This is a genomic window from Chamaesiphon sp. OTE_20_metabat_361, assembly GCF_031364565.1.
Map to the genome: position 1 here is coordinate 1 of NZ_JANLWO010000216.1, position 2,095 is coordinate 2,095.

The 2,095-nt window shown below is 48.7% G+C and carries 3 protein-coding genes; 2 read left to right on the forward strand and 1 reads right to left on the reverse strand.

Features of this window, described 5'->3' with window-relative positions:
• Positions 1–840 (reverse strand): hypothetical protein (locus tag RMO35_RS06115; protein ID WP_309739357.1); only part of this gene is annotated, 840 nt, incomplete at its 3' end.
• Positions 841–1,256: 416 nt separating this feature from the next.
• Here RMO35_RS06115 and RMO35_RS06120 point away from each other — a divergent pair.
• On the forward strand, positions 1,257–1,388 hold the full coding sequence (locus tag RMO35_RS06120; RefSeq protein ID WP_309739358.1) for a hypothetical protein: 132 nt from the start codon (positions 1,257–1,259) through the stop codon (positions 1,386–1,388).
• On the forward strand, positions 1,385–2,095 hold a 711-nt coding region (locus RMO35_RS06125; protein ID WP_309739359.1), incomplete at its 3' end, for a pitrilysin family protein. The genes RMO35_RS06120 and RMO35_RS06125, both read left to right, overlap by 4 nt.

A 2,095-nucleotide genomic window follows, 5' to 3' on the forward strand; every position in this document is an offset into this window, starting at 1 on the left:
GCCACCTTGATAGTCTTGAATGTGATTTCCGGCATATGCAAGCCACATATCGGCAATGTAGTAGCAGACGATCGCTAAAGCATTGGTCTGCCAAGCACTACTGAGCCGTCCGCCCCAAAAAGCCAAAGTCATTACGATAGCCAGGGCAAACAAAAACACATCACTCCAGACATAAAAAAGATTTAACTTCTGTCCGTAAGGCTTGAGGAGTCGATCGAATGTCACGATCGGCTCCGGTGCTGGAGTCGCAGGTGTTTCTGCTGGCTGGATCTCAGGTGCCATCGCCGCAGTCGCTACCGCCTGGGTTTGAGAGAGCGCCACAGGCGGGGCAGGTGGCTTGAGTACCCACATCAAAATGACTGCCGCGTAAGTACTAATGCCAGCTACCAGCGACCATTGATAGATATTTAACCTCACCTGCTTACTCACGAGCATCCCCAACATCCCGATGGACAAACAGATATAGAAAATCACGAAAAATGGATCGCCCAGCGAACCAGTCGAATTGAGATGCCACACCAATTCCCACGAGCTAAAGAAGATATTTCCCGTAAAATAAGATAGTAAAGCAATCCCAATAAACAACCATACCTGACTACCACTGGGCATCCGCCGACTCAGGCCATTCCGCAGACACAATAAACCAGCTACTAATGTCGGCACATTTTGCAAGATATACGCGGTAAAAATCCGATACCAAAATGGTCGATCCCCGCCCGCTGGGCCGCTAAAAAAGACATAAGTAAACAGGGATAATGCTGCCCAGCCAAATGCTAAATAGATGGCATTATCTTTGCGCCACAGATGTTCGTATCGCCCGAGTGTTTTGGAAATATTCATATAATTACGTGCTGTGCGTCAAAGCGGTTCAAATTGTAGTCGGTGCAGATAATATTTATAGTTACTTAACTACTACTAATTGCTAGTATTCCCATTCTTCAAACCATTAATCAAAAGTATCTAGACTCGATCGGCTAATTTTCTTGGCGCTCCTGCTATTTTGGGGAAAATGGCTAAATTACATGTCAACCCTTTCCTGTCATCAAAACCCCTTTCCCCTTTCAAGAGGAGCGATCTGTGCCTGTGGGTCTACTATACTGGTACTGTAGTTGACTACTACTAAGCAGCAAGTCCGAATCGATGCCAGCGAGGTGGCTAGCCCGATTAGTCTCGTTGGCTCAGTTGAAGATCTGTAGGTTGGGTTGCGGATGCGCGCTCTGGAGGTTTCCTCCAGATTGAGCGCACCAAGCAGAAGAATGAAACTAGGGCATACCCAACAAAGTTCCTTTCATCCCTTAGACGACATTTCTGTCGGCTGGCGATACTCGGAACGAGCATCGCCAGCACAAGCAGTAGTAGACTTATTTAGCAGGAACAAATTGCCGTGACCAATCAAATCGATCGCCCCACCGTGCGCACATTGCCCAGCGGATTGACTATTATTGCCGAACAGATGCCTGTCGAGGCAGTCAATCTGAATATTTATCTCAATGTCGGTTCGTTCCAAGAAACCGATGCGATTAATGGGATGGCACACTTCCTCGAACATATGGTGTTCAAAGGTACCTCGCGACTCGCCGCTGGCGAATTCGAGCGGGCAATCGAAGAACGTGGTGCGGTCACAAATGCGGCGACGAGTCAAGACTATACACACTACTACATCACCACCGCACCCAAAGATTTTGCCGCATTAGCGCCACTCCAGATCGATGTCGTTACCAATCCGCGCATTCCCGAGGATGATTTCGATCGGGAAAAAATGGTCGTGCTGGAAGAAATTCGCAGATCGCACGATAGCTCCTCGCGCCGTATCTATCAACACGCGATCGAAGTCGCATTTGCTAAATTACCATATCGGCGATCGGTATTAGGCCCAGAGTCGGTAATTGAAGGCGTTACGGCACAACAGATGCGCTATTTTCACGCCACCCATTATCAACCAGCGGCAATGACTGCCGTCGCCGTGGGCAATTTACCCGTCGAAGAATTAATCGATATCGTCGCTGATGGTTTTGCCTCGCAAACTGGTACGATTTCTGCTGCGGAATTTGTCGGCAAAAAGTCTCATCCCACCCCCGAGCCACCCTTTGGGCGG

Coding starts and splice junctions, on each gene's coding strand:
- RMO35_RS06120 (WP_309739358.1), top strand. CDS start 1,257: ATGAAACTAGGGCATACCCAACAAAGTTCCTTTCATCCCTTAGACGAC.